General features: G+C 38.5%; 12 protein-coding genes and 1 tRNA gene. 6 read left to right on the top strand and 7 right to left on the bottom strand.

Annotated elements, in window-relative coordinates; all coding sequences use genetic code 11:
* Positions 1-13 precede the first annotated feature (13 nt).
* Positions 14-361: a hypothetical protein gene (locus DYY65_RS05990; protein WP_162477070.1), complete on the bottom strand. Its 348-nt coding sequence runs from the start codon at positions 359-361 to the stop codon at positions 14-16.
* A gap of 551 nt (positions 362-912) precedes the next feature.
* On the opposite strand from DYY65_RS05990, the gene DYY65_RS05985 reads away from it, so the two are divergent.
* Both DYY65_RS05985 and DYY65_RS05980 read left to right on the top strand, forming a co-directional pair.
* Complete coding sequence (locus DYY65_RS05985) at positions 913-1,140, top strand: hypothetical protein (RefSeq protein WP_236561697.1); 228 nt, start codon at positions 913-915, stop codon at positions 1,138-1,140.
* 418 nt (positions 1,141-1,558) lie between these two features.
* On the top strand, positions 1,559-2,239 hold the full coding sequence (locus DYY65_RS05980) for a pyridoxamine 5'-phosphate oxidase family protein (RefSeq protein WP_162477068.1): 681 nt from the start codon (positions 1,559-1,561) through the stop codon (positions 2,237-2,239).
* Between the two features lie 227 nt (positions 2,240-2,466).
* On the opposite strand, the gene DYY65_RS05975 is transcribed toward DYY65_RS05980, so the two are convergent.
* Entirely contained in the window at positions 2,467-2,973 is a 507-nt protein-coding gene (locus DYY65_RS05975; protein WP_162477067.1) for a hypothetical protein, read from the bottom strand.
* 1,687 nt (positions 2,974-4,660) lie between these two features.
* Here DYY65_RS05975 and DYY65_RS05970 point away from each other — a divergent pair.
* Together DYY65_RS05970 and DYY65_RS05965 are read left to right on the top strand one after the other, a co-directional pair.
* Positions 4,661-4,781 (top strand) — tRNA-Ser (locus tag DYY65_RS05970).
* A gap of 1,048 nt (positions 4,782-5,829) precedes the next feature.
* Positions 5,830-6,189: a hypothetical protein gene (locus tag DYY65_RS05965; RefSeq protein ID WP_162477066.1), complete on the top strand. Its 360-nt coding sequence runs from the start codon at positions 5,830-5,832 to the stop codon at positions 6,187-6,189.
* Positions 6,190-6,916: 727 nt separating this feature from the next.
* On the opposite strand, the gene trxA is transcribed toward DYY65_RS05965, so the two are convergent.
* The gene (trxA, locus tag DYY65_RS05960) at positions 6,917-7,336 is read right to left on the bottom strand and encodes a thioredoxin (protein ID WP_370519307.1); all 420 of its coding nucleotides are present in this window, start codon (positions 7,334-7,336) and stop codon (positions 6,917-6,919) included.
* Positions 7,337-7,446: 110 nt separating this feature from the next.
* On the opposite strand from trxA, the gene DYY65_RS05955 reads away from it, so the two are divergent.
* Positions 7,447-7,848 carry a helix-turn-helix domain-containing protein gene (locus DYY65_RS05955; protein ID WP_162477065.1) on the top strand — a complete coding sequence of 134 codons (402 nt, stop codon included), beginning with the start codon at positions 7,447-7,449 and terminating at the stop codon, positions 7,846-7,848.
* Between the two features lie 316 nt (positions 7,849-8,164).
* On the opposite strand, the gene DYY65_RS05950 is transcribed toward DYY65_RS05955, so the two are convergent.
* Positions 8,165-8,521 (bottom strand): hypothetical protein, encoded by a 357-nt coding sequence (locus tag DYY65_RS05950; protein WP_162477064.1) that lies wholly within the window; start codon positions 8,519-8,521, stop codon positions 8,165-8,167.
* A gap of 303 nt (positions 8,522-8,824) precedes the next feature.
* Here DYY65_RS05950 and DYY65_RS05945 point away from each other — a divergent pair, with 303 nt between their 5' ends.
* Complete coding sequence (locus tag DYY65_RS05945; protein ID WP_162477063.1) at positions 8,825-9,028, top strand: hypothetical protein; 204 nt, start codon at positions 8,825-8,827, stop codon at positions 9,026-9,028.
* A 13-nt stretch (positions 9,029-9,041) separates the two neighbouring features.
* On the opposite strand, the gene DYY65_RS05940 is transcribed toward DYY65_RS05945, so the two are convergent.
* From DYY65_RS05940 to DYY65_RS05930, 3 genes are all read right to left on the bottom strand, one after another.
* Positions 9,042-9,230 carry a hypothetical protein gene (locus tag DYY65_RS05940; RefSeq protein WP_162477062.1) on the bottom strand — a complete coding sequence of 63 codons (189 nt, stop codon included), beginning with the start codon at positions 9,228-9,230 and terminating at the stop codon, positions 9,042-9,044.
* A gap of 29 nt (positions 9,231-9,259) precedes the next feature.
* Positions 9,260-9,574 carry a hypothetical protein gene (locus DYY65_RS05935; protein ID WP_162477061.1) on the bottom strand — a complete coding sequence of 105 codons (315 nt, stop codon included), beginning with the start codon at positions 9,572-9,574 and terminating at the stop codon, positions 9,260-9,262.
* A 1,098-nt stretch (positions 9,575-10,672) separates the two neighbouring features.
* Positions 10,673-10,945: a hypothetical protein gene (locus DYY65_RS05930; RefSeq protein WP_162477060.1), complete on the bottom strand. Its 273-nt coding sequence runs from the start codon at positions 10,943-10,945 to the stop codon at positions 10,673-10,675.
* Between the last annotated feature and the right edge of the window lie 473 nt (positions 10,946-11,418).

Raw genomic sequence — 11,418 nt, 5'->3', positions numbered from 1 at the left:
CAAACCCACCCAACTAATGTGTCTTATTATAGACAGATTTTGATTGCTGTGCCGATCTTGCTTCGTAATATAGATTAACCTTTCCATTGTGGCATGCATCTAATAGTCCGTTATTAGCAGAACATACCTGGGAAACAAGATCTTTAAGCTGATTGTCACAAGCCTGAACTCCCTTCGGCAAGGAATTCATGCAAAAATCGACTATTGTATTCAACCTCGCATTAAGAACGCTTTGATTTTCAATGACGTTAGGTGTGGCTGTCGAAGTTCTGTTGTAATAGGATATTGCCCCGACCAATACGGATGAACCCAATACAGCCATTAATACAACAACTACCATCGCTTTCTTGGTTGTTACCACTATAGGCTTATGCTACGCTATGATGCGTATATATTATACGACGTATTATTAACAGTACAATACTATTTTTCTGAACGAGAAATCGACCACGCGACCACTCTCCATGTCTTGGAATAATCATTGAATAAAATACTCAGATTCCTCTGTATTCCATTAGCGACCAATGGTGTATGTCATTTTCAAAGTAAACATCTCAAGGCCAGCTCTTTGAGCAACTACCAATGTTGGCAAATGTATGCTGATTATTGTTAAAATTATGTACCCAGTATAGTCAAAAACCTGACGGAAATAACAATAATTTGCTTGTTACAAATAAACGCGAACATTAAGCGTTTTCCTTAGTTGGAATTTTAAGTTTTTGAGGTGTTCGGCCGTTATACACGTTCTCTGGCAGGATTAAAGTATGTGTCTACTAGATAGTCGTCCAGATTATTGAAGCATGACAAAACTTAATGCCTCCTCTATTCCTGATCACTTCAAGTTAGGCCAAATAGCATTTGTCGCATGAATACCGAGATCGAATATATATTAGAAAGGATATTCTGCTAAAATTGACTGAATATGGCGAGCTAAATCAAACTTCATTGCTAAGCTATTGTGGACTCAATCTAGTCAAGCATAAAGACATAGTAATTGATCTAGAACAAAAGGGCTTTGTCGATAAACTTGAGGAACCTTGGGGCAATAAAAAAATAATTAAATACAAAATTACCGAAAAAGGTAGGGAATTCTGCAGAAGAATATTAGAGCCATACGAGGAAATGTTTCCAAGAAAATGAAGCCAAGCCTTGATAACATTGGCTTCTCGATGCGGTGTTAATTTGACAGCATTTTTGACGAGACGCTCGAAATTCTAAACAGACAAAAAATAAGGTGTAGCTACTTGAAGAAGTAATCCGCCTTATTGTATGCAGACACTCTGTTGCATTCTGGACAGTTTTCTTTGCTACTATCCAATTCTATAGCCCGCAGTGTCTCCGCGTTCATTTGTGTAGCATAGGGATACTCAAACCCGCATTTTTTGCACTTCACCATTAGCAGAGGCATATATAAATTAAATGGCACATAGCACTATATTAATGTTTTATGAGATTCAATCATTTTTAATTTATAATTGCTGAAGCTTTTATGCAAGCTACGGGTCAATAACGCCTTATATTAATTAGTCCACCTCATCATAAAAGGAACATCAATACAATGCGACTTGTAAAAAAACTCGAGATAGCTTCGAGAGAAAAAATTATTGGATTTCTAAATTCTGAACCAGTTGGAAGAATAGGTTCAATAGATTCAAACGGTTATCCGCAAGTCATACCTATGAATTTTGTATACGTTGTAGCAGCCGATATTAATTCAACAAGTAGAACAAATATAATGTCAGATGCAGTGTATATGCATTCATACCATATCGGTGAAAAATTAGAAAATATCAAAGCAAATTCCAGGGTGGGCTTTGAAGTTGATCGCCACATTTGCTTCTTACCATCATACTATTTTCATCCTACTGATGCTTCTCAGGCTGATACTCTTTACATTAGCGTTGTCATCAAAGGAACTGCATCCATTGTAGAAAACAGTACGGAAAAAGCAGAAGCTCTGAACTCGCTGATGAATAAATATCAGAATGAAGGCAGGTACGAACCACTTTATTCCCATATGTCATCGGTTCAAGAGGTTACAGTAATCAAAATATTACCTGTTGAAATGCGGGGAAAGTACAAAATTGGACAACAATGGGCTCCAGCGTACCGTCTTAAAATGGCCAAATGCATTTTGTTAAGAGAGGAACGAAACTTAGCAAAACAGATTCTTGATTATATGGGAGTCGAACTTCTAGAAAATGACGGTCTGAAAATAAGGCAAGAGCCATTTATGTAAATACTCTGTGAGTTGAAGCTAGTCAAAAGAAAACAGCAGCTAATGACACATTCTATTCTAGGCAGGGGCTTATTGCCCATCTGTCAGTACGGTAATACTTCAATGAGCTATTAGTACGTCCCGTTAAGTTATTGCAATTTGCGTCCAAGATTTTGGCATAATACGCGCATTATGATCGGCATTCGAAACAATTAATATCCGAAATCCAGCGCGATTTTTCATCTATATTAGGCAGGCCAGTTTTGTCCACATATTTGAAAGGCGAACATTATGAAGCCGCTGACCTTACCGTCTTTTCTAAATTGATAAAAATTGTTCGTATCTTTCGGCATCAGTCCATTTTTAAGTTCACGGGCACTTGCCTTCGACAACGATAATCTAACCAATCCATTCCCCAAAATGCTTTGCCATGGTAAGTTTGGTGACGGTCCCAATTTGGAGATTATCATAGCGACGACCCTAGTCGGTTCGCCTTTGTCCAAAATTACTGAATAGCTAAATTCATCTTTAATCATAGCGACGACCCTAGTCGGTTCGCCTTTGTCCAAAATCATAGAATAGTTAAAATCGTCATCAGATCCAAATGGATCTGCCATAGTGTATGGATCGATACGGATGTATTCTTTAAGTGTATTTCTAAGCGAATCTGCCAAACCGCTCATTATGGCCACATCAAACATTGTCAACTTTTTGATCTCTTCGAGTGTTGGTGGGTTTATGGCAGTTGCTAACACACAGCGTTAAAACATTCATCGATATATAATTTACGTGATATAATGTGGCGTTTAAATTGACCTCCTTCCGAAATCAAGAATAACATAAACTTTATTCAAACTCTAGTGATACGACCAGATAGCACAAACTTCAGCCAATATCTGAAATGCTGCCTGTCGCAATGTGACTTCCTGCAATGAAAATGATTGTCAAAACATTTAGTTCTGTCCTTTATATGTTAATTTAATCGTTCCATAATATTCTTCATTTCAGTAGCCTACATTTGATGCGGCAATTAACCATTCCCAGCTGTATTACCAATAGGCAGCATCTGTAAACCTATCCCTTAATTGCTAGAAAAACTGATAATATACTAATTTTTGCTCCCTTATTAGATCTATTCAATCTATTTTGACCAAGACATCGTCAACAAATATCTATCCTATATCATATCTGTCCAACAAGAAGCAGATGTCTGAAATCTTTTCCCTTTAGATACCTGACCTCTCCTTCCATCGCGAAGATAAACATTTAGATGCTTACAAAGCTTCAGAACTGCAAAAGTACAAGCTGTAGCTGATTACGGCTGGATGTATGCTATCCATTCATACAAAATCAAGCTAGCAAGTAATAATCTTGAAGCTAGGTCCCATCGTGAGCTGCATTTCTAGTCCTCTGGAAAGCAACAATGAGATAGCACGGCACGTTCGTTACTGAATTGTTAAATTTCAATACAAAAATTTCCTTAGGGAAAAGGCAAAATAAATGGTGTCGCATCTTTCTGAATCAAGTGGTTAGCATGCCCAATATTGTTGCTTATCATTGTGCCATTTTTAGCTGGTATGGATAGGATGTAGCTTATCGGCCTAATATCGCCACAGGTCGCATTGATTCTGCAGTTGTTCAGTTGGTAGACAAATTGTTGCTGAAAATGAATAGGTCTTAACTGAGCATACGCACTCTGAAGCGACAAAATTGGAGGCCCTATAACTACCAAAGTTATCACTGCTACGAACATTCTGGTCGATAATTGGGTCCTAATCGTACTCTTTTCACTTGCAATAATCCCATCAAATATATTTGACTTGGCGAATTTAATGCAGCAATTTAATAACAGTTAATTCATATGGATTTAATGAACTACGTTTAATCTAGATATTGATTGAACCTGGTACTCTTTTGTAAGATAAATGTCGAAGAGACAGTCACTATTAAAGTGGTTCCATATTCCGATGGTCAGTGCTAACTTTGTACTCGAAAGTTACTATATTGAATTGTTCCTATGACGGTGATAATAAAGAACTGGTAAATCTCACATCGGGGATGGTTTTGGAAGGCTAATTAGTCGAGACGGGTTAGCGACACCAGATCCATTCCATCTTGCGAGTAAGTGTTTCGCAACCAGTTAATAATTTTTAGTCATTAAATGCCTCTGCATTTTATACTGCCGCGCTGGTCACCTAGCGTAATGCTTATGCTTTTCGCCCTCTGCAATTTATATTGTAGTGATTGGGTGCCAACTGACGACCACAAAAATAATCTGCATTAGAACCGCATCGGCCGATCATTCACGATTTAATGCTGCCTAGGTAGACTTTCGTTAGAACATCGCTGTATGTCACGGGGAAACGAATGACAGAGTATTTAACATGTAACGATTCAGGCAGCTCATAAAACATTAAATTGCATTAGCTGGTCAGAATCTGTGCCGGGGTACCCGAGCTAGGTAAGTTTAGAACCCTAAAAGGGGTCAGCCTCGAGATCATTGCACGCGCACGTGCAAGCTGATGTCCTCCGGGACTCGTGGGTTCGAGTCCCACCCCCGGCGACTCACTCCTGGGTCCATTGTATTTTCTTGCTGGCCTCTCCGCTGGAATGAAGACGATGAGATCAGAAAAGATACGGAATAAAGTTGCCAATTATTTATCCGAATATATATAACCATTATTCAACCAGGTTGCCACAGTCGATCAGGAAAATGCAACAATTAGCCATAACTTTATCACGGCAGAACTGGCTGATATGAACATAACGTAATCTACCATAGACGACAATATACAGAAAGTTGTGCTGGCTATCTAGATACATGAACCATAAGTCCGTTCATGAAATGACCAAAAATGATATACCAATTTAGCTAGATAGTCTCAGAAAACCAGCGTGAAAAGACCAACGGGAGATAAAAGATATACAAGTTCCTTAGGTGGTAATGCAACCAATACGAACCGGACCAAAAACGGCTATGGCTCACACTTGCATGACAGGTGTGACCGTTCTACCTTGAAGGAAAAACAATCTTATAACCTTGAAGAGATTTAGTGCGAAAATGGCCACAATCTGCCTTCGAAGTATTGTTATGTTTCCCATGATAGGTACTGGTATACTATGGCCATAAAACTTCTGCAAGACCGTAGGAGGTGCTAACACTGAAAATTAAAGATGGACAATTCAAGTTATCAACAAGTGTACTAGAAAGCAAACAGCTTCAGGATGAAGTAATACTACCTCAACATTCGATGACGAAACACCACATGTACTTGCTTTTGCAACCTATGTTAGGATTGGAATTGGAGCATAAGCACATTGTATTAGATTAGCCGCTAGCGCTACAAATGTAACTGAATATGGAGCAAAGGGATGACCGGGATTCAAATAAGTGAATTGCTTACGTGATTAATTTGAAACTGACTAGCTAGTTCCCGAAAACTAGGGAACGAATATTGTGGCTTCGGGGTGAAATCAAAACAAGGCCTATCAAAGGATTAGGCATATGAAGGGCTTTCATTTGTTCGACTACATAGACTAATTCCCTCCCTCCTCCTTTAGCAACTGCAAGAGGAAAGTGCTAAGTAGGATGGACATTGTAGCAGAACTTGATGACCTCTAATGACCTGCCGTTTCTAGAGTCAGATCGAATTATCTTTAAGATTTATGCATGCGAAGAACATCTAAAAAAGCTTAAGAACATCCAATCCAAATACGGAGACTTGCTCGCGAAATCAGCAAGGGTGATTGCAGAGCTTGAAACTGATTCGTTTATCTCGCAATTATATGGGATATTTGATTCTGTGTTCTTGAAGATAAACGATAAGCTCCAGCTCGGCATCCCTACTGATAAGGTGGACATCTATCGAGTGCTTACAGGTCTTTCGGCTGAAACTAAGGGCGTTGAGTTAGCACATGAGTTAGATCAAGCAAACCGTAGAGGAAATCTATACTGGATAATCATCAGCTAAGGAAATATTCTTTAGAAGGTTCTGTGTTATCTGCAAACCCTACTTCGCTGTTCCCTGGCTCAAAGATGAATTACAACGAAGTTATCCCCTTTTTTGAACATCTGCTGGAGGAACTCAGAACTTTCCTGAAAAATGTTAGGCAGCAGGAACCAATTCTGCTTTGAGTTTTAAAGGAGCACAATTAGAGGTTTAGCTGTCATGCATTTATAAACTTCAATGACAGGAATAAAAACTTGCGTTAACTATGATTGGAATGTGAAGCTAGTAGGAAAGTTGCGCTCTGTGCTTACTACGTGCGTAATACATTGATTGCAGTCCTACAGCTAGTAGCCGGCGAGTCAATAAAAATCATATCAATCCGATAGTTGAACATACTCACGCTGTTAATATTCCGAATTGATGTTCCATGACTTCTGGGTAGCTACTAGATCATGGGATAATTTTGGCCATTTGCGATAAACTGGAGAGTCATATAATAAGTTTATAAATATCACAAATAGACTCTCACCGACGGAATAATTTTTTGCTATTCTCAAGAATCAAGAATAAACCTATCTATTCTCATCTCGCGCCGTGCTTGTCCAATCACTCCTAGATGTTCTTAACTTTCATAGCAGGGCAAAAAAGGCTTGCTCACCTAGAGGTCTTAAGGCCACCAGATGACCTAAGAAAGGAGCTAACTATTTACTAATATGGCTCAGCAATATGCACTTATTAGCTATTTCCGTCATTGTTTTCCTAACTGTGCTAATATTCTAGCTTGAATTTGTGGCTTGGGAGCAGCTCCAACAAAACCATCAACAGATTTGCCATTCTTGAAAATAGATATCGTAGGTATACTTTGGATTCCAAATGTACTTGCAACCCGTGGATTCTCATCGACGTTTAGTTTCCCAAATGCTACTTTACCAGCCAATTCGGTTGCTAGCTGTTCTATTATTGGTGAAACCATCCTACACGGCCCACACCATGGTGCCCAAAAGTCAACAACTAAAAGAGGGTGGTTATTAACCATCTCATTAAAGTTAGAATCGGTTAGAGTAATGGGAGACGTTAAATGGCTACCACTTTGCCCCTGGGCCATCAGCTCATTTCTCTTTTTTGCCAAGATATTCTCTAATTCGTCATCGTTATTGGAGTTTTGCACGATTTTGTAATCACCGTACAATATTAGACCTAGAAACTTTTAAACGTTGTGTTATGGTATTGGTTAACCCGTACAAAACCTTTATTAGAGAATAACAAGTAAAACCAATTGTGCCCTATTCTTCTATTAATACGCTCACCCATCAGAATTCGTCTTGCGAAGACGTTTTTGCTTGCCTGTACGATCTATCAAATTCAGACTCAGATTTACTACGAGTACTGTTGAAGTACGGGAAAAAGGAGGAAGACGGTTTTACCTTGGGTTCACTAGCAAAAAAGTTGAACAAAGATAAGGGGACAATATTTAGATCGTTGCAAAAGCTGGTTTCTTTAGGTTTTTGCACAAAACACACAAGGATAATAAAAGAAGGAGGTTACTATCATATCTACAAACCATCAGACATTACCACTATAGAAGATAATGTGGACTATCGAATAAGGGAAATCGAAGCTTCTCTAAATAAAATCCGAAAAAAGTTCAAAGAAGACATTAAGAAAATGGCTGCCCAATAGGTTCTACCTCATAACGTTATGTGTCACCTTATAAATTCTCTCGTTAGATGTTCTAAACATTCTATTCGTTCGTATTCCAATAAGAGAATTTATATGTCAAAACAACTGCTGTTTGAATATTCGCATTGTGATTCTCGCTGCAAAATGTGATTGCCTTGTTCCCGGCATAACAATTTGTTGCGGGGCTGCTGTCACAATGCGAATTAGAAACTATACTTAAGGCATGACGGGACAACTACCGTTTGATGCGACCTACTGAGTGCCTCGTGGTTATATAGCCATGTGATTAGTTTTCATCACTAGGATGAAAGAACCTTCATTCATCAAGCGAAAAGAATCTCTCCGTGACCTTTCTCAAGGTATCTACATTTTGTTCAGCCTCTATAATGACATTGTTGTACTCGTACTTTACTGTAAAGGTTTTTAATATTGTTCTAAAAAGACTTGATTTTTTGCCGTCTTCTGTGATTACGATTTTATCAACGAAAAGCAACTTTTCTTCGACCAGCCATCTAATTTTACGGTAAGCGGTGGTGTGTGAAATCTTTGTTTCATGAATAATGTCGTTGACTGATTTGGATTCGTACATGGCTGTATCTAATATTCTTTGCAGCTCCACATCGGCCAGCGCAGCAAGGATCGCATGCTTTAATCTGTCGCTTTTAACTATCATTCATTTTTCTGGGCTCCTTTTCTGCCTTTAAAGAGGCTTATGCAATAGAGGGCCAAATAGTTACTGGTCAATCAACTCTAAATTCTTACCTATCGCTCGATGCATTGGTGTCGTCTACTCATAAAAGTCAAAAGTCTATTAGACGATAGCAATCACTCAACAATTTTGTACAATCCATGAGTGTGACACCAGAGTCTAGCGGTCTAATCATGAACAATTTCTTACGTGTAAAACGGATTAGCTATCTTTAACAAAAGATTTAAACTCGATAAATTTAAAAGTTCTTTAGATGGGTGTACCTTAATGTCATCAACTGTTATCGAGGGGGAGAAGAAGAAAATTGGAAGAAATTTCGTGGGCGGTCTCATTGAAGGTGTAAACTATCCTGAAGGACGGAACATACAGCTGAAGGAGTTGTTGGATTGGAACGACGTTATAATTGTTGACAGAAAATACTTTCTAAGGAACAGGAAGCTAATTGAAGCATGGGCCTCAGAGAAATTCTGACCTTGCCACGTCTTTAATAGTAGCTATTCTGAATTTTTTGCGCCAAATCGTTTATTGCTTTAGCAATATCCCTAATCTGATATTCCTCATCTCGAAAAACCAGAGTAAATCTCACCGGGTCGAAATTCCGCATATATGCAATCGGTCCCGAGGCAACACTAGCGCTTGTTTGAAGAGGCCCGACATTTGAATCTATAATCATGCGATCTTTAGATCTCGATGCCCACTCTTCTAATTCAGAATCAAATTGTTTTTTTTTGGTTTAAGCGGAGAGCTATCCTCTATTCCAAGTAAACCTCTGAGTGACTCCCTGCGGGCAGACGTTTCCGAATTTAACTCCGATCCAAACGGGGCAAACGGCCATAATAGCTTTGAGATATTAGAAACAGCTGCTAGAAACGTCTGAACGGAATACCAAAATCGATCGAGTTGATCTGTCTCGGACTCCCTTATCGACTCAAGGGACTTCGTTAATTCATCATATGCAATAGTTCCAAAAATACACTGTCTATAAATTTCACCTGTCAGCAGGTCTTTGATATCCATCTTAAACCAGGTTATCGTTGGATTATATCAACTTTTCACGCATTTAGCAATAAATTATGAGTTGGACATGACACATCATGTTAAATTCCACCGTCGCAATTCAATACCATAAGAGAATCCATTAGATTGGTGATTTCGATATATACGAGATCGGTACAATCTACACGAGGCGAAATCCCACTTGAATATACTATAAATTCATACCAGGCCATTTTCCGAAAATTCAAATGTGCTATTGGATCCCAATAAATAAATGTAATCCTGTCTTTTTTATAATCAGCTTTGCTAATGCTATTATGCACATAAATAAAGATATCCGGGGATTCTAAAATAACTTGAGAAATAGATCTTTGGATTTAGTCACTGTCTTTGGTATTCAACTCAAAACCCATTTTTCGTTTAGCCAGTTTAATAAGAATTCGTGTACTGAAGTAATCACGATCAAAATCTAAAGGGTTTCTATATTCAAATCAGGGTTATTAGTAATTAAACGAGAGTTCAAAGAACTGTCGTTGTAATTATCTACACGTCCATAGACATTGCACCCATGAGCAGTTGAGATGACTTGACATAGGATCAAGTATTCGATATCCCATACTAACATACCTATCCTACACATCAGAATTGGGGAAGCATCTGCATACACAGTCGCTCTTGTCATGAAGCATATGGGCATATGTGCCAGTTGTAGATCCAGTGAGGTTGAATGTCATGATTAGATGAATGAATGAATGTTATCAGAATACGTCGAAATGTGCCAGCGAACCCCTCATTTAAGCAACAATATGCGACTTACCTCAGAAGACAAGTATAACTTACTCGCGTACTGAGCAAACACGTTTCCGCCCGGCCTATCGATCGTCGGCTCTTTTGTCTAATATTCTAGGCGCGAGCAGTCTCATTCCATCGAATAAACACACATCTTAAAATTGTCACGATGTTTTAGCATTATTGGCATATCTTTACCTCGTGCGGCTGGCTAGATGGCGCTTAGAACCATTACGAACTACCATCATGAGTCATAAGGTTACCTGGTACAGACAGGAATTACAACTGAGGTTACCGATGTGCGGCTATAATTTTTTATATACCATTTAATTAGGCAAGGTGTCCACTATCACTTGAAGGAATGGCAAAAACGATAGGTGACACGGCAATCTTGTTTAAGCCACTATTGGCTGCGGGCATAATAATTTTTGGTTTTGGTGTATCATGTATAATCACTGGAAGCCGATTTCTTTCCCTTGAAGAAGGAGGTGACGGATTTGTGATAATAGGAATTAGATTCATTATAGGTGGCATAGTGTCAATTTTTTTGGGGTTTCTAGCAAAGTACTTTCCGCTTATAAGATTCTTAATCCGACAATTCACTTATAAAGGGAAATCCAAAGAAGATAAATATTCTGATTGGTATCGTCCGTAGTTAATTGCAGCGAAAGTCAGTAAACATCTTGATGTAATAGTAGGTTTCATGATTTGACACACCCTTTTCACATGTGACACATGTTCATCTCATGCTAGGAGATAATTTCGCTTAATGAAATATCGGGAACCTATGGCGCCTAATTTAGGCAACCAAACTTAAACTTTCTAAGAAAAAGATATCAAAGTGCCATACTTGCATTTCCAAATCATGTCGTGGACTATCTCGCCTGTATTTGGGATATATTAATATTCCGATTCGTAATTAGAAATTAGAAATTAAACTGGACGCGATGAGTCAGTCCGAAAATGTATGGGCTTTGTATAATTGAGTCAAAAATGGGTACATCGGTAGTTTTAACGAGAAGGACCAAAAATCTGCTATTTTAAATACGGAGGACTGTTAGAAACGGTTAATTGAT

It is taken from the genome of Nitrososphaera sp. AFS (genome assembly GCF_009898475.1).
Taxonomy (GTDB): Archaea; Thermoproteota; Nitrososphaeria; order Nitrososphaerales; family Nitrososphaeraceae; genus Nitrosopolaris.
This window is presented reverse-complemented; position numbering and strand designations above follow the sequence as displayed.

What these genes read in the sequence shown, in the direction of transcription:
- DYY65_RS05980 (WP_162477068.1), top strand. Translation starts at nt 1,559, where the DNA reads ATGCGACTTGTAAAAAAACTCGAGATAGCTTCGAGAGAAAAAATTATT.
- DYY65_RS05965 (WP_162477066.1), top strand. Translation starts at nt 5,830, where the DNA reads ATGACCTCTAATGACCTGCCGTTTCTAGAGTCAGATCGAATTATCTTT.
- DYY65_RS05950 (WP_162477064.1), bottom strand. Translation starts at nt 8,521, where the DNA reads ATGATAGTTAAAAGCGACAGATTAAAGCATGCGATCCTTGCTGCGCTG.
- DYY65_RS05945 (WP_162477063.1), top strand. Translation starts at nt 8,825, where the DNA reads ATGTCATCAACTGTTATCGAGGGGGAGAAGAAGAAAATTGGAAGAAAT.
- DYY65_RS05940 (WP_162477062.1), bottom strand. Translation starts at nt 9,230, where the DNA reads ATGATTATAGATTCAAATGTCGGGCCTCTTCAAACAAGCGCTAGTGTT.
- DYY65_RS05935 (WP_162477061.1), bottom strand. Translation starts at nt 9,574, where the DNA reads ATGGATATCAAAGACCTGCTGACAGGTGAAATTTATAGACAGTGTATT.